Origin of the sequence: Dryocola sharpae, from assembly GCF_051307055.1 — a bacterium.
GTDB lineage: Bacteria > Pseudomonadota > Gammaproteobacteria > Enterobacterales > Enterobacteriaceae > Dryocola.
On sequence record NZ_CP149994.1, the window covers coordinates 544,021 to 562,897 of the forward strand.

The window sequence follows — 18,877 nt, forward strand, 5'->3', positions numbered from 1 at the left end:
CTCACGAAAAATGAAGAGTAATTATCGGCTTGACCAGATTATGGCGGTGTTGAAAAGCCATAATCTGGTGACAGTGGAGCAGCTTGTTGAAGCGGTGGACGCTTCTCCGGCAACGATTCGTCGCGATTTGATAAAGCTGGACGAGCAGGGCGTCATCAGCCGTAGCCACGGCGGCGTCGCGCTTAAGCACTTTGTGCCCATCCAGCCCACCACCTTTGAAAAACAGCAGCGTAACCTTAAACAAAAACAGGCGATTGCCCGTGAAGCCGCATCGCTTGTCGCTGCCGGGGACTCGGTTGTGCTGGACGCCGGGACGACGGCGCTGGAGCTGGCGCGCTGCCTGGTCCATCTGCCGCTGCGCGTGTTTACGGCGGATTTGCACATTGCGCTGTTCCTGTCTGAGTTTCGGCAGATTGAAGTGACCATTATCGGCGGGCGCATCGACGACAGCAGCCAGTCCTGCGTGGGCGAACACGGCAGAAGTTTGCTGCGGGCTATTCATCCGGACGCGGCGTTTATGAGCTGCAACTCGTGGAGCCTGGAGAAGGGCGTCACGACCCCCACCGAAGAGAAGGCGGCGATCAAGCAGGATATTATCGCTAACGCCCGCCAAAAAATTCTCATTGCCGACAGCGCCAAATATCACCACCACTCGCTGTTTTGCATTGCCCCGCTTAGCGCCTTTACCCATATCGTCAGCGACAACGCCCTGCCCGAAGAGGAGGTGAAGCGCCTGAACGGGCTGGGTATCCGCCTGCTGCTGGCGTAGCCCCGATAGCGGCAGCTTTTGTGCTGCCGCCCACAAAACCAGAAATCCTTCCCGGCGTTATCGTCTGCGGTGGCGGCTTTCGCGGCATCATAGGGCCTGCTGCGCCCACTGCTGTAAAAGGATTGCTTCATGCGTAAAGACGATTTGCTCACCTTCCTCATTAACCAGACCGACTTTTTCGATCCGCACGACGTCAGCGAGATCTTTACCGCCAGCCATCTTGCGCGGCGTTTTGGTTTACAGCGAAACACCGCCAGCCATTATCTCAACCAGCTGGTGGCGCAGGGCGTGCTGATAAAAATCAATACTCGCCCCGTCTACTTCCTGCATAAAGCGAGCTTCGAGCAGCAGTTCTACCGGCTTTCGCGCACGGAATTTGCCAGCATTGATGAACTGCTGGCGGAAAATGACGGCGACCGCGAGCAGCGGGATCATTTTTCACTGCTGATAGGCCATGAGGGTTCGCTGAAAAAGCCTATTGAACAGCTTAAGACCGCGCTGTTTTATCCTGACGGCGGCCTGCCGCTGCTGATCACCGGCGACAGCGGCACTGGGAAAAGCTATCTGGCGCAGCTGATGCACGAATATGCCATCACCCACGGGCTAATCGACGCCAGCGCGCCGTTCGTCACCTTTAACTGCGCGCAGTACGCCAGCAACCCGGAATTGCTGGCGGGCAACCTGTTCGGCTATGTCAAAGGAGCGTTCACCGGGGCCAGCGCCGATAAAACCGGGGCTTTCGAGGCGGCGGACGGCGGCATCTTATTTCTCGATGAGGTGCATCGCCTGCATGCGGAAGGGCAGGAGAAGCTCTTCACCTGGCTCGATCGGGGCGAAATCTACCGTCTGGGCGAAACCGCCAGCGGGCGCCGGGTTTCCGTGCGGCTGATTTTCGCTACGACCGAGGATATTCACAGCACGTTCCTGACCACCTTTATCCGCCGTATCCCTATCCAGGTAGTGCTACCGGACCTGGAGAGCCGCAGCCGCAAAGAGAAAGAGGCGCTGATCCTGCAGTTCTTCTGGCTGGAGGCAAAAAAGGTCGGTCTCGGGCTGAGCATCAGCCCGCGCCTGCTGTCGGTGCTGGCGCACTATATTTTTCGCGGCAACGTGGGCGAGCTGAAAAACGTCGTTAAATATGCGGTGGCTTCGGCGTATGCGAAGCAGGGCGGCGGCCTGACGCTGGGCGTGTCCATCCACGATTTACCGGAGCCGGTAATGGCGCAGCTGCCCGCGCTGAACGAGGCCGCGGCTGAACGTACCGAGGATATCGTGCTGGATGCAAATACCAGCCTGCCGTGGCTGCTCCACGGCCAGGATGCGGCGAGGATGCTTATCCACGACGCACAGCTTAACGTCCTGACGCTGTTTGAAAAGTACCGCACCGCCCGGCACCCGTGGGATGACATTGAGCTGCGCATCGGCAATGAAATTGAAAGCCTGTTCGACCGGCTTATTTTCGATAATCAGGACAAGGCCAGCTCGCAGATGCTGCTGCTGGTGACAAGCCAGGTACGTGAAGAGTTTTACCGGCTGGAGAAAAGCTACAGCATTCAGTTTAACGGCAACTGTATTTACGCCATCGGACACTATCTGGTGCACCGGTCAAACGCCGAGCCTTCACGGCTGAATGCAGAGCTGTGCAAGCAGCTCGACCGTTTTTTAGAGCAGAAGTATCCGCTGCTTGCGCTATTCTGCGAGGAGGTGCTGGCGTCGCTCACCCGCAGGCTGGATTTACGCATTCAGGCGATGGACCGCGTGCTGCTGCTGCTCTGGCTTAATAAAACGGGCGTACAGACCAGCCAGCTGGTCACCAAAGCCGTGATCCTGGCGCACGGCTATGCCACCGCCAGCAGCATTGCGAACGTGGCGAACCGCCTCTTAAAGCAGACCGTCTATGAGTCATTTGATATGCCGCTGGACGTCACGCCTGAAGCCATTGCCCAGCAGGTTACGCAGTACGTGGAGCGTAACGCGCAGGCCAGCAGCCTGCTGATTCTGGTGGATATGGGATCGCTTAACGATATCCACCACTATTTCAGCCGCAAGGTTACGATGCCGGTAGTCATTATCAATAACGTTTCAACGCGCATGGCGCTTTACGTTGGGGAACGCATTTTACGGGGCGACTATCTGGAAGCCATCGCCGACGATATAGCCGCAGATTTGCCGGTGGAGCATAAAATCGTCTGGCCTGAGCTGAACAAGCCGAAAGCGATTATCACCACCTGCGCGACCGGCATCGGCGCCGCCAGCAATTTGAGCAGCCTGCTGAAAGCCAGCATTCCTCAGGAGCTGGGCATTGAAGTGGTGGCCTATGAGTACGATACGCTGGCGGAAAATAAAAGGCGCGAGCCGATCTTTTCCCGTTTTGACGTGCTGGCGCTGGTCGGGACGCTCGATCCCAACATACCCGACGTGCCCTATATTTCGCTGGATACGCTGATTTCCGGGCAGGGCAACGAGACGCTGCTGGCGCTGTTTGGCGCGATTACCACCGTCGGGAACGTGACGTTGATTAACGAGCGTATCGTGAAGAACTTCTCTTTGCGCCGGGTGATTGAGTCGGTCACCATTCTGGACACCGGCAAGGTTATCAATCAGGTGGAGCAGTTTCTGGCGCGCTATCAGCATCTGGCCGCCGTCACCGTGCCCAACGACCGCAAGGTTGCGCTTTATATCCACGTCAGCTGCCTGATTGAGCGGCTGATCCGCCAGGCGGCCATCCAGCGCTATGCGGGGCGTCGCGCGCAGTGTCAACGAAAACACCTCGCCGCGCTGTGCGAGGCGTTTAGTGTCATTGAGGCCAGCTATAGTGTCAAAATCCCCGAAGCCGAGCTGTTTTATATTCACGATATCCTGCATTTAGAAACAGAATTTCTTCAATACGATCAAGAGTTTTAACACTTTCCTGGCCGCCTGACGCTCCGCCTTATCGCCATGCCACTATTCCTGGCATGGCGGTTGCAATTACTGCTTTAACAGGTGGACTTTATTTCGAGGTCAGGATGCAACGACACTATATCTTTGCCAGCCACGGCGCTTTCGCCAGCGGTATTCTTAATTCGGTTGAGCTTATTCTGGGCAAGCAGAATAATATCCATACTCTATGTGCCTATATTAATGAAGGGGAAGATTTAACCGAACAGGTCAATAATCTTGTCGCTTCATTTCCGGTTCAGGATGAGCTGGTGGTGCTAACCGATATTTTTGCCGGCAGCGTAAATAACGAATTTATTCGTTTTATTAATCGCCCCGGCTTCCATCTTATTGCCGGTCTTAATCTCCCGCTGATCGTTGAAATGCTTATTACGCCTCAGGATGAAGAGACGGCGTCGCTGATTATCGATGCCCTGGCCAATGCCCGCGAGAGCATTCAGTACTGCAATCAGACGATTGATGCGGCGCTGGTCGCGGATAAAGACTTTTAACTGAGGAAGATAAAATGATAACGCTCCTGCGTGTTGACCATCGCTTACTTCACGGCCAGGTCGCTTTCTCCTGGACACAGTACATCGGCGCCGACTGCATTCTGATCGCCAACGATGCGGTGATGGAGGACGAACTGCGTAAAACCACCATCAAACTTGCCAAACCGCCGGCGGTAAAACTGGTGATGAAAAATATCTCTGATGCGATTGCCGCCATTAAAAGCGGCGTTACCGATAAATATAAATTATTTATCGTCGTGGAATCGGTTGCGGATGCCTGGCGACTGGTCAGCGCTGTCCCGGAAATAAAGAGTATTAATTTAGGCGGTATTAAAGCCAAAGAGGGGAGCCAGAATATCTCCAAAGCGATAAACGTTCTGCCTGAGGAGATCGCTTTGCTGAATGAGCTGGTTAAAGCGGGTACGGAAGTGGAAATCCGGCAGGTGCCTAACGACAGGAAATTATTATTCACCGAGTGTGTTGAATAGTGAGGGACGCATTATGTTAGAAGCCTTATTGCTTGGCCTGGTGGCGTTTATTGCCCAGTCCGAATACGCCTTAGGCACGTCGTTAATATCCCGTCCGATTGTCACCGGTTTTCTCACCGGCCTGGTATTAGGCGACGTGCAGACCGGCGTCATTATGGGGGCGACGCTGGAGCTGGCGTTTATCGGCTCGTTCTCCGTGGGCGCCTCCATACCGCCGGACGTGGTAACCGGCGGCATTCTCGGCGTGGCCTTTGCCATTACCTCGGGCGCGGGTACGGAAACCGCGCTGCTGCTGGGCTTACCGATAGCAACGCTGACGCTGGTGCTAAAGAACGTCTACCTGGGGCTGTTTATCCCGACGCTGAACCAGAAGGCGGATGCTTACGCCGAACAGGCGGATACGCGCGGCATTGAGCGGATGCATTTAATTGCCGGTTTTGGGCTTTCCCTGATGCTGGCGACCGTGGTGACCGTCTCCTTCATGGTGGGCAGCGGTGCGGTGAAGAGCCTGCTGGACGCTATTCCGGAGTTCATTAAGCACGGGCTGAGCGTGGCCACGGGCATTATTCCGGCGCTGGGCTTTGCCATGCTGGCCCGCCTGCTGATCAACAAAAAGGTCGCGCCTTACTTCTTCCTGGGTTTCGTCCTGATGGCCTATCTGAAGATCCCGGTTACCGGTATCGCCATTTTGGGCGCCATTACGGCGGTAGTGATGGTGAACGTAACTCAGTTTAATTCCCCCCGCCCGTCCGCGGCGCAAGGAGTCCAGAATGACGATGAAGATGATTTCTGAGGAAACGCAGGTAGCAGAGGAGCGCGCAAACAGCATCACGGATAAAGAGCTGCGCAGCGTGTTCTGGCGCTCATTCCAGATGGAGTTCTCCTGGAACTACGAGCGGCAGATGAACCTGGCGTTTGTTTACGCCATGATCCCGGTGCTGAAGAAACTCTATACCCGCAAAGAGGATCTGGCCTGCGCGCTCAAGCGCCATCTGGTGTTCTTTAATACCACGCCGCATATCGTCACGCTGATCCTTGGCATTACCGCGGCGATGGAAGAGAAAAACAGCGGTTCAAAGGGCATGGATGCGGCATCCGTCGACAGCGTGAAGGCGTCGCTGATGGGACCGCTGGCAGGGCTCGGGGACTCTTTTTTCTGGGGGACGCTGCGCCTGATTGCCACCGGCATCGGCACAAGCCTTGCGCTGAAGGGGAGCATTCTCGGACCGATTCTTTTCCTGCTGGTATTTAACATTCCGCATCTGGCGGTGCGTTTTCTGTTTACCCGCTGGGGCTACGTGCTGGGGACCGGCGTCCTGCAACGTATTCAGAAGAGCGGCATGATGGAAAGCCTGACCTACGGCGCGTCGATAATCGGCCTGATGGTGGTGGGCGCCATGACCGCCTCGATGATTGATATCACCGTTCCCGTCACCTTCGGGACGGGGGAGGCGAAAACCCATGTGCAGGACATCATCAACGATATTATGCCCGCGCTATTGCCTTTGCTGAGCTTCGGTATCGTCTACTGGCTGCTGGGTAAAAAAGTGAAACCGTTAGCCATTCTTGGCGGTATGGCCGTGGTGGGGATTTTCGGTTCGTGGCTTGGGGTATTCTGAGGAGAAAAAGATGTCAACCATGCTGGATTATATTGAACAGGAGTCAGAGGCGCTGACGGTTATATTGCAGGAGTATCAGGAAAAGCTTGCGTCATTGAAAGTTTATCTGGAAGACAGAGCCGTAAATAAGATTATGATTCTGGCGACGGGGTCATCTTATAACGCAGCGCTGTGCGCCAGATATTATTTTGAAGAGCGTTTCGGCATTCTGATCGATATTAAAGAGCCATATAATTTCACCCATTATGAACGAGTCGATCCGGCAACGGATCTGGTGATTGCGGTAAGCCAGAGCGGGAAAAGTTCGTCCACGCTGGAGGCGATGAAAAAGGTCCAGGCGCTGGGTATTGCTGTTTTCTGCCTGACGTCCAGCCCCGCAAGCCCGGCGGCTAAGCAGGCGGATGGCGTACTGGATATCAATACCGGCCTTGAAAGCGTGGGGTTCGTGACGCGCGGCTTTAGCGCCACGGTGCTGAACCTGCTGTTAATCGCCCTGATGGTGGCCGAAAGCCGCGGGCTGGTTACGCAGGCGGAGCGGGCTGAAACGCTGGCGGAGCTGAAAGAGGCGGCGCTGGCTATACCGGGCGTTATCGATAAAACCAACGTGTTTATCGCCCGCCACCGACGGCATTTTATTCAGGCATCACGCTTTGTCGCCATTGGTTATGGCGCGCTGACCGGGGTGGCGAAGGAGTGCGAAACTAAATTTACGGAAACCGTTCGCCTGCCTTCAGGCGGCTTCGAATTAGAGGCTTATATGCATGGGCCCTATCTTGAGGCTAACGCACGCCACACGCTGTTTTTCATCGAGGATCGGCCTCATGCGCGAAGCGCTGCGTTGCGCGATTACATGCGGCCTGCGGTTGACGCCGTTTTTACCGTCACCCTGGCGGCAGGGAATAACGATGAAAATACGCTGGCGTTAAATTTCCCGTTAACCCATAACTTTGCGCCTTTATTATTAATCGTCCCCTTCCAGTTACTGGCCTTTAATATTTCGGCAGCGAAAGGAACAGATTTAAGCGTGCGTATTTTTGATGATTTCGACAAAGTGCTTAAAAGCAAAATTTAATTCCTTTTCAGGAGAATAGCTATGTTAGGTTTTAATCAGGATGAGTACCTGACCAGTGCTCGTGACATTATCTCTGCGCGTAATATCGCTGAACAGGTGGCGGGAAATATTCACGCCGAAGGTTTCAGTAATCTGTTTTTCGCCTCCGTCGGCGGTTCACTGGCGCCGATGATGGCGATACAGGAATTTGCTAAAGAGGTGACAGCGCTGCCGGTATATACCGAGCAGGCGGCGGAATTAATCTGCAAGGGAAATAAAAAGCTAAATAAAGATTCGGTGGTGATTACGCTTTCCAAATCGGGAGATACCAAAGAGTCTGTGGCTATTGCGCAGTGGTGTAAGGCGCAGGGGATCCGCGTGGTGGCTATCACCAAAAATGCCGATTCGCCGCTGGCCGCTGCCGCAACCTGGCATATCCCGATGCAGCACAAAAACGGCGTGGAATATGAGTATATGCTGCTTTACTGGCTGTTCTTCCGTCTGGTTGCGCTTAACGGCGAGTTCAGCGGATACGATCGCTTTGCCGGCCAGCTTGCGCTGCTGCCGGAGAACCTGCTGCAGGCCAAACGCCAGTTCAACGATCGCGCCGATGAAATCGCCAGCCGCTACCATAGCGCGGAGTATATGATGTGGATTGGCGGCGCGGAGATGTGGGGCGAGGTGTATCTGTTCTCAATGTGTATTCTGGAAGAGATGCAGTGGAAGCGCACTAAGTCGGTGAGTTCGGCGGAGTTTTTCCACGGCACGCTGGAGCTGCTGGAAAAAGACGTCCCGCTGTTTCTTGTTAAAGGGGAAGGGAAGTGCCGTCAGCTCGATGACCGCGTTGAAGCCTTTGCCGGTAAGATAACGGATAACCTGGTGGTTATCGATCCTCGCGAATTCGCGCTTACAGGCATTGATGACGAGTTCCGCTGGCTCCTTGCGCCGTGCGTGGCCTCCACTCTGCTGGTGGACAGGCTGGCAGCGCACTTTGAGCGCTATACGGGGCACAGTCTGGATATTCGCCGCTACTACCGTCAGTTTGAATATTAATAAGCGTCAGAAAGGCTGCCCGCAGGGGCAGCCTGAGACGGCTGATAAAATTTATCCGGGTTAACAGTACGACAGCAACCTTAGTTAAAACAAATAGCTATCTCTTATGGTTTACCCCGGATCGCTGAAAACCACATTTTTCGGCTGTCCATCATCAATATGAGGCAGCCTTTTCATTCAGGAAATGTAGTTTGCCGCTTGCTTGAGAACCAGATCGCAGGCTTTGGTTTTTACTTTTTCAGCCAGCGGCGAGCTGCCGATCGTGTTCAGATCCAGCTGCTGGTCTTTGCCGGTATTCAGCAGGCCCATCAGGCCCTGATTGTAGTCCGGCTGCTCGGCGGGTTTCGCGCTGTTCTCAAGGCCCAGCTTGCTCATCAGCTGGCTTTTGATATTTTCGGTGCTGGTGACGGACGCCAGTTTGTTTTTGGCGCAGTACTCTATCACGCCCGCCGCGTTGGTCATGCTGTTGGAGCTCAGCGCCTGGTTGCCGCCGTTCAGCAGGCTGGTCAGGGAGGCGAGGGAAAGGCCGCCGCTCTGGGCGCCGCTGGTGGTTGTGGTGCCGCTGGTGGCTGTAGTGCCGCTTTTGCTTAATTCACTTGCCGCGCTGGAGAGCCGATCCTGCCAGCTTGTCGCGGCCGCCTGGCCTGCAAAAACTGAGGTCGCCAGCACAAGGGCGCATACCATACGATTGCTTACTTTCATTTTGTGATACTCATTTTGATAGCCTGCCGGGCAGGAGAAGTTAGCGGCGAGTATAACGCTTTGCTGCGGTAGGGCGGCAGTAAGAGAGTTCTTAATCAACAGGGCATTTCTGCAACTTTTCCTTTCTGTCCTCTGCGGCAGAAAGCGGGCTTGCTAAGGCCCGATATAGCGCAACACCACTTTTACCGCCATCCTGCGATAGTGTTCGGCGTGTTCCGCCGGATCCCGCCCTTCTTCAAACAGGTTGGAGTAGGTGTAGCTATTGGCGACATGGTAGAAGCTAAAGCTGCCGATCAGGCGGTGCACGTCTTTAGCGGTTATCGCGGCGTTAAACAACTGCTTTGCCTGGCCGCGTGAGAGAACCTCTTCGAGCAAATCCAGCGCGCTGCGGTTGATCTCGCGCGGAAAGGCGGACTCTTTAACAAAGCGCCCGCGCTGCATGTTTTCCATGCAGATAATGCGGATAAAATCCGGGTGCTGGTCGTGGAAATCGAACGTCCACTCAACGAGCCGCACCATGGCCTCCACGGGAGGCAGATCGGCGAGGTTAAGCTGGCGCTCTGAGGTGCGGATTTGCGTATAGACATATTCCAGCACCTGCACGTAGAGCTGCTCTTTGCTCTTAAAGTGATACACCACCATGCGCTTGGTGGTGCCGGCTTTCTCGGCTATCTGCTCCATGCGCGCGCCGTTCAGGCCAAATTCAGCAAACAGGGTAAGGGCGCTAAAAAATATTTTTTCTTTCAGGCTCGCCTCAGCGAAACGTTCCGGAAAAGAGATTTCATGAGGTTCCACGCAGGCTCCTTGGGGTTGGCAGGTACGTAGCATTATCCAGGCTTTTGCCCGCCCGGCAAAATCAATCTACACTCGCGGGCGCTTGCGATACAGCCATAAACCCGGCAACGACAGGCCAATCGACAGGGCGCCGACGATAAACGACGCCTTCAGAAAGTTGGTCACCAGCTGCATCAGCAGCGCTTCGCTGTAGCCGAAATGGCTCATTTTCACGGCGGAAATCATTGCGGTGTAGGCTGGGATGCCGGGGAACATCGGGATCACCGCCGCCACGGTAAATACCTTCGGATGGGCAAGATACCAGCGCGACCACTGGATGCCGATCGTGCCCACCAGAATGGCGGCGATAAACGAACTCCATTCTATGTTGAAACCTGCGGCCATCATTACCATGCGCGAGCCGTGGCCTGTTGCGCCAAGCAATGCGCACCAGCGCAGCGCCCGGTGCGGTACGTTGAAAACCAGCGCAAAACCTACGGCCGGAATTGCCGCCAGCACCATGTCCTGCAGCAGCGCCAGTAGAAAATCGATTATGCCCATCCGCGCAGCCCCCAGACGGCCATCGCCATCACCACGCCGATGCAGGTGGCGAGCGTTAACAGGCTCGCCATCGCCCAGCGTGCCAGGCCCGTATTGACGTGGCCTTTGAACATGTCCGCCACGGCGTTAATTAACGGGAAGCCCGGCACCAGCAGCAGCACGCTTGCCGCCATCGCTATGGTTGAGGTGTTGGCAAACGGCCCTTTGGTTATCAGCAGGCCGGAGACGGAGGTGGCGATAAAAGCGGTGATGCAGAAGTTAATTTGCGGGTGCAGATGGCGCTGGGTCAGCACCTGGCGGACATACATCGCCATGGCGCTTGCCGCAAAGGCGACCAGTGCGCCGTCCCAGCCGCCGTCGTTCAGCTTACAGAAGCAGCCGCAGGACAGGCCCACCATCAGCACCACTAACCAGCGCGGATAGCGCAGGGGCAAGATGTGGGCGAAACGTTTTAAAACGTCATGACGATCCAGCAGCTTATGTTCGGCCATGATCACAATATGCTGCACTTCGGTGACCACATGCATATTGATGCCGCGGTCGCTATTTTTACGGGTGGTGGTCAGGCACTGGTTATCTTTAATCGTGCTCAACACGATAGCGTTCGCTGAAATGGAGCTTTCCACGCTGTCCATACCCAACGCGATGCCTAAACGAGTGGAGAGCTCTTCAACTAGCGCGCTTTCTGCGCCGTGCTGCAGTAAAAAAAGCGCGCACTGAATACACAGGCGGGTAATTTCCCGCTGTTCGTTGTCGTCTGTCTGCATGTTGTGCCCTGGAGAATGAAATAGCGGCAAGCGCCGCTTAAATGTAATCGTCCATTATTAGCACAGGCCTATATCCATGCTCCGTGGCGCCAGATCAATATTTGTTCGGATAATTCTTTTTGCACGCTTTTTCTTCAGGCGCACATGACGATGAGGCCAGACGGCTTTCAGGTTCGCTGTATTTATGTGTTTAAAGGCAAACATCAATCCATTTTGCGGCGGTCAGTTCGGCTAAACGCGCCGGCGCTATGCGTACAGCGCTGTGAATGGCGCCCGCCGCGGGAAGCACTTCGTCATACTGTTTCAGCGTGATATCGCAGTAAACAGCCAGCGGGTTCTCAAGCCCGAAAGGGCAGACGCCGCCGACGGGATGGCCGGTCCAGGTAACGACCTCGTCGCTGCTGAGCATGCGTGCTTTCGCGCCGAAGACGGCTTTGAGCTTTTTGTTATCCAGCCGGGCGTCCCCTTTGGCGACGACAAGAATAACGTCATTTTTTACTTTCAATGACAGCGTCTTGGCAATCTGGCCGGGCGCAACGTTATGCGCAACGGCGGCAAGGGCTACGGTGGCAGTGCTTTGATTAAGTTCAATAATAGCGATATCGGGGGCGTGGTCGGCAAAGAATTGCCGCACAGACTGCAGACTCATGTATTTCTCCTGATTTGACCGGAAATAATTTCGCATAAGGTCGTGCTTTCTGTAAACCGCTTATCATCAACAGGCCCGCTTTAATTCAGCGAATCCTGGATCTCCTTCACAATCACTGCAACCGGTTACAGTAACCGGTTGCAGTCCGTTAAAGAGCGAGGAATACTGAATCTGTAACCACCCCTGTACCTACATTATAAGAGCAGTCTATGAAACGTATCCTTTTGTGCTGTGCCGCTGGTATGTCTACCAGTATGGTCGTGAACAGGATGAAGCAAGCCGCTTTAGTGCAACAGATTGACGTAGAAATAAAAGCGGTCGGCATCGAAGAGTTCACCGACGTTATGCCCGGTTATGATTGTTGTTTACTCGGACCACAAATTAAATATCGTCTGGAGGATTTCAAAGCACAGGCAGCACCTAAACAGATCCCGGTCACGGTGATCAACTCTATGGATTACGGAATGATGCGCGGCGATAAAATTCTCGCTGACGCACTCGCGTTGCTAGCCTGACTGGAGAACGACAATGTCTTCTAACCATGCCGCCTTTAATTTGATTTTTCGTTTTGTTGAAAACTATGTCAGCCCGATAGCCGGGCGCATCTCGGCCCAGCGACACGTCATGGCCATTCGCGACGGATTTATCTCCGCGATGCCGTTTATGATTGTCGGCTCGTTCCTACTGGTCTTTGCTTATCCTCCGTTCTCGCCGACCACGACCTGGGGCTTCGCCCGCGCCTGGCTGGATGCGGCAAAACACTTCGAAGGGCAGATCCTTACGCCGTTTGATATGACGATGGGCATCATGTCCATCTATATCTGTGCGGCTATCGCCTATAACCTCGGCAAGCACTATGTGAAGTCGCACGGTCTTGATCCGTTTATGTGCGCCATGCTGTCGCTGATGGCGTTCCTGCTGGTTGCTGCGCCAAAAACCAAAGGGACGCTGCCGGTAGACAGCCTCGGCGGGACGGGGATCTTTACCGCGATTCTGGTGGCGATTTACTGCGTTGAAATGATGCGTTTCCTGAAGGCGCATAACATTGGCATTAAGCTGCCGGACCAGGTGCCGCCGATGATCAAAAACTCCTTCGATCTGCTGATCCCGGTGCTGGTTGTGGTGCTGACGCTCTATCCGCTGAGCCTGTTCATACAGTCGCAGTTCGATATGCTTATTCCGCAGGCCATTATGTCGCTGTTCAAACCGCTGGTTTCCGCGGCGGATTCCCTGCCGGCGATTCTGCTTGCGGTGCTGATTGGCCACCTGCTGTGGTTTGCGGGCATTCACGGCGCGGCGATTGTTTCAGGCATGCTGCAGATGTTCTGGCTGACTAACCTTGGGATGAACCAGAGCGCGCTGGCGCAGGGCGCGCCGTTGCCGCATATCTTTATGGAGGCCTTCTGGACATTCTTTATCGTGGTCGGCGGTTCCGGCGCGACGATGGGGCTGGTGATCTGCTATCTGCGCAGCAAATCAGCTCACCTGCGTTCCATTGGCCGCCTGAGCATCGTGCCAACCTGCTTTAACATTAACGAACCGGTCATTTTCGGTACGCCGATCGTTATGAACCCGGTGTTCTTCATTCCGTTCCTGTTGGCACCTATGGTTAACGCCGTGCTGGCCTGGGGCGCAATGAAAATGGATCTGATTGGACGCGTCATTTCCGTTGTGCCGTGGACGGCGCCGGCGCCGATTGGCGCGGCCTGGGCGCTGGGCTGGGATTTCCGGGCGGCGATTCTGGTGGTGCTGCTGGCCGTGGTATCCGCCATCATTTACTTCCCGTTCTTTAAAGTCTACGAGAAGCAGCTGCTTGAGCAGGAGGCGGAAGAGGCGCTGAAAGCTTCTGATGAGACAAGCCAGCAGGCAGCATAGGCGTTTGTGACAGGAAAACGGCGGCGAAAGCCGCCTTTTTTATTTTAACGTGCAGTCGCCGCAGCCCTGCACGCCCGGCAGCTTGTAGCGCTGGCAGCAGGTGCGACGAACCAGTAAGCCTTCACGCGGCACAACGGTGCGGTAAAGGGGATTGTCCCGGCCGTCAGAAAGCTGTTTTTCGAAGAAGCAGGCGTGACGCAGGTCGGCAACGGCTTCGTCGCTGAGCAGATCTTTAATCTCGCCCAGCAACCAATTGATAAGATAGCCGGTATTTGCCCAGATAAGCTTGCCGTTGATATCACCGCTGTCTTCCAGCGCGTCAACAATCGGCATCAGCCCCTTCACGATAAGCTTCTCCACGCGCAGGCGAAGCGGTAATACCGTAGCGCTAAGATCTTCCTGAACATCCAGCCAGAAAGTAGCCGCCCGGCCCGTTTCATGAAACTCAGCGCGAACGTGCGCCGGGTCGATATCCAGCGCGCGCGGATGGGTAATCAGTGCCATCAATAAAGGCGGAACCAGCAAACCGAGATACCACTGCGCCCACAGGGACTTCAGCGGCTTGCCTTCGCGCGCCAGCCCGGGCTGGTCGCGATAGATGTGATCGGCGTAGCAGGCCATCAGGGAGGTTAAGGTTGCAGGCTGCGCCCACTGGTAGAAGGTCAGCGCTTTATCAGGCGCGGATTCATTTAGCTTAACGATATCGTTGAAATACGCGCGATGAGAGGCGAAGTGGCTGCGTAATTCGTCCGCAAGCAGCGGCTCAGCGCGCCGGAAAGGCGTCTGCCATGCAACGTCATCAATAAATTGTTGGGATTGAAACGCCATCGCCTGATACGACCGGTAATCTAAATGATAATGATTGCCAATCCTAACTACAGGCAAAGCCGTTAGCAAGCTGAAAATGCGCGCGCTGCGGGGGATTTCTGCAAAAGAGCAGCCTTGCTTTACTTACGCCGCCCGTAATGAATCGCTGGTGAGGATGCTATTACGCCCCTGATCCTTGGCGCGGTAAAGCGCTTTATCCGCAAGCCTTAAGGCTTCTTCTATACCCTCGTCGTCGAGTGGGGCAAGGCCAATACTGATGGTAACGTTCGTGGCCACCTGTTCATTAAACAGATGCAGGATTTTCAAATCGTAAACGCGCTGCCGGATGCGCTCGGCGGTTTGCAGGGCTGCGTCGGCATCAATATTGGTCAGCAGAACCATAAACTCTTCGCCGCCGTAGCGCGTGACGATATCCCGGGAGCGCACCGCATCGCGGACGGCAGCGGAAACGCGAATCAACGCCTGATCGCCCATGCTGTGGCCGTAATTATCGTTATAGGCTTTGAAATGATCGATATCGAGCAGCAGCACGTAGTGCTTGCCGCTGCCGGTCGCCAGGACATTCTCAAGGCGGTTTTGAAAGCCACGGCGGTTGTAGAGGCCGGTAAGCGGGTCGACCATACTCAGGTTGCTGAGCGTCTTTTTCTCTTCCAGCAGCTTATCCATCAGCCGTTGGGTGAACTTATCATTACCCTGCTGAATGATATGCTGAATAGTGATGCCGATGCCCGGCAGGGCAACCGAATAGAGAATCCGCAGCCAGTGCTGCCCCTGATCGAGCCACAGCACGATAAGCGTTACCGGCAGGCAATGCAGGGTAAACGCTCGTATATTATTGATAAACGAGATAGAACCGATAAATAATATCGTCAGCAAAGCGATAAGCAAATAAGACATATCAATATCGGGCACCGTGGTACTTCTGATATACAGATGCCAGGCCCATAAAACACCCAACAACAGCGACGTCAGGTTAATATTAATTAGTCTTTGTTTATCAAGGACCTGCCAGACGAGCAATATGACGCTAAACGCCAGCACCAGAATAACGGGCACGGTAAACTGCTGCATCTGATGATAGGGGCTGGCTATGCTGAAAGATGCCGACAGCGTATTGAGTAATAAGAAGAGACGTAAAGAGAGTTGGCGTTTCTCTTTAAGTAATGCGCGCCAGGTTTTTGCAGTCATATCAAAAGGTTTTCTTTCGGCCGGATGTCAGGAGTCATGCTGTACAACAGGATTAATTAACGTTTGCGGATTAATTCCTGACGGCAGGAATAAAATATTAATGAATTTTATTTAGGTTAGCGCTCAATCTATCACCTTCATGAATTTATGTCATCAGGCGCTGAGCAAAGCTTATTCACAAACGAGCGACAGGCAGCCTTTTACCTGACAGATGAGAAACTTTATCATATGATATTGGTTATCATTACCGATTGATGAGATAGCCATTATGTTGCAACGCCGTCTTGAAAGCGCCTGGGGTATGGTCGTGGCGGGGGTAATCGTCGCCGCGCTTGCGTATACGGATCTTTCGTTTAGCCAGTGGCGCGTATTGATGGTGCTGGGGTTGGTCGCCTCTGCGGCGATGCTGTTTCACCGGCGGCTGCGGCATTATGTGCTGTTACCGTCAGGCATTGCATTTGCCAGCGGGCTTGCCCTGGTCATCATGAATATGGCAATGAGGTAAAAATGCAGGAAACAATCGAGGAAGGGTTGAAAAAGTTTTGGGAAACAACAAAGAAGTGGTGCGAAGAGAGGGACTTGAACCCTCACGTCCGTTAGGACACTAACACCTGAAGCTAGCGCGTCTACCAATTCCGCCACCTTCGCACTGGTATTTTCGATATCGCCTTCGCATTGGTGCGAAGAGAGGGACTTGAACCCTCACGTCCGTAAGAACACTAACACCTGAAGCTAGCGCGTCTACCAATTCCGCCACCTTCGCGCAGTGCGAACGATATCTTGCGTGGTTGTTGGTGGTGCGAAGAGAGGGACTTGAACCCTCACGTCCGTAAGAACACTAACACCTGAAGCTAGCGCGTCTACCAATTCCGCCACCTTCGCATACCTGTAATACCGAAGTATCACAACCACGGAGGCGCATTCTAGATGTTTTCTGAACTTCGTCAACAGTTAATTTGGCGCCGCTTCCGCAATTGCTGCAAAAAGCGGCGGCGTTGCCGCGCCGTTAGCGTTTTTTAGCTTTGGCGGCGCGAGCCAGCACGGCACGGTAAACTTTGAAGCGTCCCGTCTGTGCGATGACTTCATGGCTGCCGAACACTTCGTCCAGCACATGAGGGTACGCCAGGAAGGCGTTAGCCACGAGGCGTAACTCGCCGCCCATATTCAGATGACGAGCCGCGCCGCGGATCAGCTGATGAGCCGCATCCAGGCTGGTTTGCATCCCGTCGTGGAACGGCGGGTTGGAGATAATCATGTCGAAACGGCCGTTGATTTCGGAATAGACGTTGCTGGCGACGACTTCACCTGCAATCCCGTTCGCAGCAAGCGTTGCGCGGCTGGCTTCAACGGCCGGTGCGCTAACGTCGCATAATGTCAGGCGAACTTTAGGGGAATGACTGGCGAGCGTAATGGCGAGCACGCCCGCGCCGCAGCCCACGTCCAGCACTTTACCTTTAGTATGTGGCGTCAGCGTGGAAAGCAGCAGCTTGCTGCCGGTATCCAGACCGTCGCGGCTGAAGACGCCCGGCAGGGTTTTCACCGTCATGCCTTCGTGCGGATATTCATCCCACCAGGCCTGTTCATCAAACTGCGGCTGCGTTTCGAGGCGACCGTGATACAGGCCGCAGCGACGGGCGCTGTCGATTTTGGTCAGCGGGCAGTACGCTTCAAGCATTTGCTCGGCGCTTCGCACGCCGCTACGGTTTTCACCCACGACGAACACATCGCAGCCAACCGGCATCAGGGACAGAATGTTCATCAGCTGGAAGTGCGCTTCCGGCTTGTTCTTCGGCCAGTAGTAAATCAGCGTGTTGCTGTCGCCGATGATGTCAGCGCCCGCGGTCAGGCCATACTGCACGTTTTCGCCCATTTGGGCGCTCAGCACCTGCCAGTGATGGAACTGCTGGGTGTGGGCGCGGCTTGCCGCGGTCTCAAAACGGGCGGCTAAATCGTCTTGTAAGTCACCGGCAAACAGTACGCGGCTCTCGGTAAAATCATCGCTGTGGCGCAGCAGCACTTCGCTTGCCGGGGTTAACGCAGACATCAGAACACTCCTTTTAAACAGAGCGGCGATTATACACGTCTTACCTGAAGTTGCAGCGGCGTTAACTGCACTCCCTCTCCCGAATCACCCGGGCAAAAGCAAGCTCATCGCGATGAGCTTGCCGTAACGCCGGTTAACAGGCGTAGAAAGAGGTTTAATAGCGTACATTCGATGTATTTGCTATATTTGCGCCCCAACTGGCACTCTCTAAAGGTTTCGTTATGACTTCGCGACGCGACTGGCTGTTAGGGCAACTGGGGATTACCCAGTGGGAGCTGCGGCGACCTTTGGCGTTGCAGGGTGAAATTGCCGTTTCACTGCAGGCGCATACCCGGCTGGTGATGGTCGCGCCTGACCTCCCGGCATTAAGCGATCCCCTGGTAAGCGACGTGCTGCGCAGCCTGGCGCTGACGCCGCAGCAGGTGTTGCAGCTCACGCCGGATCGCGCGGCGATGCTGCCTGCCGATACCCGCTGCAATAGCTGGCGGCTTGGCGTTGATGAACCGCTGTCCCTTCCCGGCACGCAGTTGACGACCCCCGCCTTAGACGAGCTTTATCACAACGGCCGCGCGCGACAGGCGCTGTGGCAGCAAATTTGCGAACATGAACACGATTTATTCCCTGAAGCCAAGTGACTTAGCGGCGGCGTATGCCATCGAGCAGCGCAGCCACGCTTTTCCGTGGAGTGAAAAAACTTTCGCCAGCAATCAGGGCGATCGCTATTTCAATTTGCGGCTGGATGTCGATGACCGGATGGCGGCATTCGCCGTGACGCAGGTTGTCCTCGACGAGGCCACGTTATTCAATATTGCGGTCGATCCCGCCTGTCAGCGTAAAGGATTAGGCCGCCAGCTGCTGGCGCATTTAATCAGCGAGCTGGAAAAGAGAGACGTATTCACCCTGTGGCTTGAAGTGCGCGCCTCGAATACGGCAGCTATCGCGCTTTACGAGAGCCTGGGCTTTAACGAGGCGACGATTCGCCGCAACTATTACCCGACTAAAGAGGGCAGGGAAGACGCTATTATTATGGCGTTACCGCTGGGCTAACATACCCGGATTATTCAGGGTAGCAATTGAT

21 protein-coding genes and 3 tRNA genes are annotated in these 18,877 nt (G+C 54.8%); 13 read left to right on the forward strand and 11 right to left on the reverse strand.

All coding sequences use genetic code 11. From position 1 onward, the window contains the following. Positions 1-10 precede the first annotated feature (10 nt). The 8 genes from WLO31_RS02615 (at position 11) to WLO31_RS02650 (ending at position 8,411) form a co-directional block, all read left to right on the forward strand. A complete protein-coding gene (locus WLO31_RS02615; RefSeq protein WP_435928972.1) occupies positions 11-769 on the forward strand; it encodes a DeoR/GlpR family DNA-binding transcription regulator in 759 nt (252 codons plus the stop codon). 129 nt (positions 770-898) lie between these two features. Next, the gene (locus tag WLO31_RS02620; RefSeq protein ID WP_435928973.1) at positions 899-3,673 is read left to right on the forward strand and encodes a sigma 54-interacting transcriptional regulator; all 2,775 of its coding nucleotides are present in this window, start codon (positions 899-901) and stop codon (positions 3,671-3,673) included. A gap of 104 nt (positions 3,674-3,777) precedes the next feature. After that, a complete protein-coding gene (locus WLO31_RS02625; protein ID WP_435928974.1) occupies positions 3,778-4,200 on the forward strand; it encodes a PTS sugar transporter subunit IIA in 423 nt (140 codons plus the stop codon). Between the two features lie 14 nt (positions 4,201-4,214). Further along, a complete protein-coding gene (locus WLO31_RS02630; protein WP_435928975.1) occupies positions 4,215-4,688 on the forward strand; it encodes a PTS sugar transporter subunit IIB in 474 nt (157 codons plus the stop codon). Positions 4,689-4,701: 13 nt separating this feature from the next. After that, entirely contained in the window at positions 4,702-5,481 is a 780-nt protein-coding gene (locus WLO31_RS02635; RefSeq protein WP_435928976.1) for a PTS mannose/fructose/sorbose/N-acetylgalactosamine transporter subunit IIC, read from the forward strand. After that, positions 5,459-6,307, forward strand: coding sequence for a PTS system mannose/fructose/sorbose family transporter subunit IID (locus tag WLO31_RS02640; protein ID WP_435928977.1), 849 nt, complete (start codon positions 5,459-5,461; stop codon positions 6,305-6,307). Before WLO31_RS02635 ends, WLO31_RS02640 begins: the two co-directional genes overlap by 23 nt. Before the next feature lie 10 nt (positions 6,308-6,317). Next, positions 6,318-7,379: an SIS domain-containing protein gene (locus WLO31_RS02645; RefSeq protein WP_435928978.1), complete on the forward strand. Its 1,062-nt coding sequence runs from the start codon at positions 6,318-6,320 to the stop codon at positions 7,377-7,379. A 21-nt stretch (positions 7,380-7,400) separates the two neighbouring features. After that, positions 7,401-8,411, forward strand: coding sequence for an SIS domain-containing protein (locus tag WLO31_RS02650; RefSeq protein ID WP_435928979.1), 1,011 nt, complete (start codon positions 7,401-7,403; stop codon positions 8,409-8,411). A gap of 177 nt (positions 8,412-8,588) precedes the next feature. Here the strand turns inward: WLO31_RS02650 and WLO31_RS02655 are convergent, their stop codons facing one another. From WLO31_RS02655 to WLO31_RS02675, 5 genes are all read right to left on the reverse strand, one after another. Continuing rightward, positions 8,589-9,113 (reverse strand): DUF2501 domain-containing protein, encoded by a 525-nt coding sequence (locus WLO31_RS02655; protein ID WP_435930486.1) that lies wholly within the window; start codon positions 9,111-9,113, stop codon positions 8,589-8,591. Between the two features lie 153 nt (positions 9,114-9,266). Continuing rightward, positions 9,267-9,908: a TetR family transcriptional regulator gene (locus WLO31_RS02660; protein WP_435928980.1), complete on the reverse strand. Its 642-nt coding sequence runs from the start codon at positions 9,906-9,908 to the stop codon at positions 9,267-9,269. A gap of 66 nt (positions 9,909-9,974) precedes the next feature. Continuing rightward, complete coding sequence (locus WLO31_RS02665; protein ID WP_435928981.1) at positions 9,975-10,448, reverse strand: threonine/serine exporter; 474 nt, start codon at positions 10,446-10,448, stop codon at positions 9,975-9,977. Then, positions 10,439-11,215 carry a threonine/serine ThrE exporter family protein gene (locus WLO31_RS02670; protein WP_435928982.1) on the reverse strand — a complete coding sequence of 259 codons (777 nt, stop codon included), beginning with the start codon at positions 11,213-11,215 and terminating at the stop codon, positions 10,439-10,441. Before WLO31_RS02670 ends, WLO31_RS02665 begins: the two co-directional genes overlap by 10 nt. A 190-nt stretch (positions 11,216-11,405) precedes the next feature. Next, positions 11,406-11,864: a YbaK/EbsC family protein gene (locus tag WLO31_RS02675; RefSeq protein ID WP_435928983.1), complete on the reverse strand. Its 459-nt coding sequence runs from the start codon at positions 11,862-11,864 to the stop codon at positions 11,406-11,408. A 209-nt stretch (positions 11,865-12,073) separates the two neighbouring features. Between WLO31_RS02675 and WLO31_RS02680 the strand changes: the two genes are divergently transcribed. Further along, positions 12,074-12,379, forward strand: coding sequence for a PTS sugar transporter subunit IIB (locus WLO31_RS02680; protein WP_435928984.1), 306 nt, complete (start codon positions 12,074-12,076; stop codon positions 12,377-12,379). A 13-nt stretch (positions 12,380-12,392) separates the two neighbouring features. After that, positions 12,393-13,739, forward strand: coding sequence for a PTS sugar transporter subunit IIC (locus WLO31_RS02685; RefSeq protein ID WP_435928985.1), 1,347 nt, complete (start codon positions 12,393-12,395; stop codon positions 13,737-13,739). Between the two features lie 39 nt (positions 13,740-13,778). Here the strand turns inward: WLO31_RS02685 and fhuF are convergent, their stop codons facing one another. Then, a complete protein-coding gene (fhuF, locus tag WLO31_RS02690; protein WP_435928986.1) occupies positions 13,779-14,567 on the reverse strand; it encodes a siderophore-iron reductase FhuF in 789 nt (262 codons plus the stop codon). Positions 14,568-14,690: 123 nt separating this feature from the next. Next, positions 14,691-15,755 (reverse strand): GGDEF domain-containing protein, encoded by a 1,065-nt coding sequence (locus WLO31_RS02695; protein ID WP_435928987.1) that lies wholly within the window; start codon positions 15,753-15,755, stop codon positions 14,691-14,693. A 268-nt stretch (positions 15,756-16,023) separates the two neighbouring features. Here WLO31_RS02695 and WLO31_RS02700 point away from each other — a divergent pair, with 268 nt between their 5' ends. After that, positions 16,024-16,260: a DUF1435 domain-containing protein gene (locus WLO31_RS02700; protein ID WP_435928988.1), complete on the forward strand. Its 237-nt coding sequence runs from the start codon at positions 16,024-16,026 to the stop codon at positions 16,258-16,260. 56 nt (positions 16,261-16,316) lie between these two features. On the opposite strand, the gene WLO31_RS02705 is transcribed toward WLO31_RS02700, so the two are convergent. The 4 genes from WLO31_RS02705 to rsmC all read right to left on the reverse strand — a co-directional run bounded on the left by WLO31_RS02705 (position 16,317) and on the right by rsmC (position 17,799). Continuing rightward, a tRNA-Leu gene (locus WLO31_RS02705) sits at positions 16,317-16,403 on the reverse strand. 28 nt (positions 16,404-16,431) lie between these two features. Beyond that, positions 16,432-16,518: transfer RNA gene (locus WLO31_RS02710), tRNA-Leu, on the reverse strand. A 32-nt stretch (positions 16,519-16,550) separates the two neighbouring features. Further along, positions 16,551-16,637, reverse strand: a tRNA-Leu gene (locus WLO31_RS02715). A gap of 124 nt (positions 16,638-16,761) precedes the next feature. Continuing rightward, the gene (rsmC, locus tag WLO31_RS02720) at positions 16,762-17,799 is read right to left on the reverse strand and encodes a 16S rRNA (guanine(1207)-N(2))-methyltransferase RsmC (RefSeq protein WP_435928989.1); all 1,038 of its coding nucleotides are present in this window, start codon (positions 17,797-17,799) and stop codon (positions 16,762-16,764) included. 221 nt (positions 17,800-18,020) lie between these two features. Here rsmC and WLO31_RS02725 point away from each other — a divergent pair, with 221 nt between their 5' ends. Then, positions 18,021-18,434, forward strand: a complete 414-nt coding sequence (locus tag WLO31_RS02725) for a DNA polymerase III subunit psi (RefSeq protein WP_435928990.1) — start codon at positions 18,021-18,023, stop codon at positions 18,432-18,434. Further along, positions 18,403-18,846 carry a ribosomal protein S18-alanine N-acetyltransferase gene (gene rimI, locus WLO31_RS02730; protein WP_435928991.1) on the forward strand — a complete coding sequence of 148 codons (444 nt, stop codon included), beginning with the start codon at positions 18,403-18,405 and terminating at the stop codon, positions 18,844-18,846. Before WLO31_RS02725 ends, rimI begins: the two co-directional genes overlap by 32 nt. The last annotated feature ends 31 nt before the right edge of the window (positions 18,847-18,877 follow it).

What these genes read in the sequence shown, in the direction of transcription:
- WLO31_RS02680 (WP_435928984.1), top strand. Translation starts at nt 12,074, where the DNA reads ATGAAACGTATCCTTTTGTGCTGTGCCGCTGGTATGTCTACCAGTATG.
- WLO31_RS02645 (WP_435928978.1), top strand. Translation starts at nt 6,318, where the DNA reads ATGTCAACCATGCTGGATTATATTGAACAGGAGTCAGAGGCGCTGACG.
- WLO31_RS02665 (WP_435928981.1), bottom strand. Translation starts at nt 10,448, where the DNA reads ATGGGCATAATCGATTTTCTACTGGCGCTGCTGCAGGACATGGTGCTG.
- WLO31_RS02655 (WP_435930486.1), bottom strand. Translation starts at nt 9,113, where the DNA reads ATGAAAGTAAGCAATCGTATGGTATGCGCCCTTGTGCTGGCGACCTCA.
- rimI (WP_435928991.1), top strand. Translation starts at nt 18,403, where the DNA reads ATGAACACGATTTATTCCCTGAAGCCAAGTGACTTAGCGGCGGCGTAT.
- WLO31_RS02725 (WP_435928990.1), top strand. Translation starts at nt 18,021, where the DNA reads ATGACTTCGCGACGCGACTGGCTGTTAGGGCAACTGGGGATTACCCAG.
- WLO31_RS02650 (WP_435928979.1), top strand. Translation starts at nt 7,401, where the DNA reads ATGTTAGGTTTTAATCAGGATGAGTACCTGACCAGTGCTCGTGACATT.
- WLO31_RS02640 (WP_435928977.1), top strand. Translation starts at nt 5,459, where the DNA reads ATGACGATGAAGATGATTTCTGAGGAAACGCAGGTAGCAGAGGAGCGC.
- WLO31_RS02635 (WP_435928976.1), top strand. Translation starts at nt 4,702, where the DNA reads ATGTTAGAAGCCTTATTGCTTGGCCTGGTGGCGTTTATTGCCCAGTCC.
- WLO31_RS02675 (WP_435928983.1), bottom strand. Translation starts at nt 11,864, where the DNA reads ATGAGTCTGCAGTCTGTGCGGCAATTCTTTGCCGACCACGCCCCCGAT.
- WLO31_RS02630 (WP_435928975.1), top strand. Translation starts at nt 4,215, where the DNA reads ATGATAACGCTCCTGCGTGTTGACCATCGCTTACTTCACGGCCAGGTC.
- WLO31_RS02625 (WP_435928974.1), top strand. Translation starts at nt 3,778, where the DNA reads ATGCAACGACACTATATCTTTGCCAGCCACGGCGCTTTCGCCAGCGGT.
- WLO31_RS02700 (WP_435928988.1), top strand. Translation starts at nt 16,024, where the DNA reads ATGTTGCAACGCCGTCTTGAAAGCGCCTGGGGTATGGTCGTGGCGGGG.
- WLO31_RS02695 (WP_435928987.1), bottom strand. Translation starts at nt 15,755, where the DNA reads ATGACTGCAAAAACCTGGCGCGCATTACTTAAAGAGAAACGCCAACTC.
- rsmC (WP_435928989.1), bottom strand. Translation starts at nt 17,799, where the DNA reads ATGTCTGCGTTAACCCCGGCAAGCGAAGTGCTGCTGCGCCACAGCGAT.
- WLO31_RS02620 (WP_435928973.1), top strand. Translation starts at nt 899, where the DNA reads ATGCGTAAAGACGATTTGCTCACCTTCCTCATTAACCAGACCGACTTT.
- WLO31_RS02685 (WP_435928985.1), top strand. Translation starts at nt 12,393, where the DNA reads ATGTCTTCTAACCATGCCGCCTTTAATTTGATTTTTCGTTTTGTTGAA.
- WLO31_RS02670 (WP_435928982.1), bottom strand. Translation starts at nt 11,215, where the DNA reads ATGCAGACAGACGACAACGAACAGCGGGAAATTACCCGCCTGTGTATT.
- WLO31_RS02615 (WP_435928972.1), top strand. Translation starts at nt 11, where the DNA reads ATGAAGAGTAATTATCGGCTTGACCAGATTATGGCGGTGTTGAAAAGC.
- fhuF (WP_435928986.1), bottom strand. Translation starts at nt 14,567, where the DNA reads ATGGCGTTTCAATCCCAACAATTTATTGATGACGTTGCATGGCAGACG.